Below are 399 nucleotides of genomic sequence, written 5' to 3'. Positions count from 1 at the left end.
TAGATTATTTATAACCGCTTGATATTTATCTTGACCCCGCTGTATTGACTGTTCATACACTTCAAAATATAGATGATCCAAATTACAATTCTTTGATTGCTTTGGATAGGCCAATTCAACGAATAAATAACCATCCTCTGTATAAGAAATGACCTCCAGTAGACCTTCTGCCTTATAGATAAACAGTTCGAATGTACTCTCACACCAGTAGGTCTTTAACGAGTTCCTATCAATTAAATCTCTTACTTCAACCAACTCCAATAACTTGTAAAGACTATTATTGCTGAAAAACCTACCCGAATTATTTGCCACTTAAAAACCTTTCCCTGTTACGCATAGCTAGTCAACTATCTAAGCTATCAAATCATTATTGAACAAACTTGGATACGTAACTCACAA

Annotated in this window: 1 protein-coding gene; it reads right to left on the bottom strand. The window is 34.3% G+C overall.

Annotated features, from left to right (window positions below; genetic code table 11):
* On the bottom strand, positions 1–312 hold a 312-nt coding region (locus tag RH85_RS23330; RefSeq protein ID WP_006713895.1), incomplete at its 3' end, for a hypothetical protein.
* Positions 313–399: the final 87 nt, after the last annotated feature.

The organism is Vibrio ichthyoenteri ATCC 700023 (assembly GCF_000222605.1).
Taxonomy (GTDB): domain Bacteria; phylum Pseudomonadota; class Gammaproteobacteria; order Enterobacterales; family Vibrionaceae; genus Vibrio; species Vibrio ichthyoenteri.
This window is presented reverse-complemented; position numbering and strand designations above follow the sequence as displayed.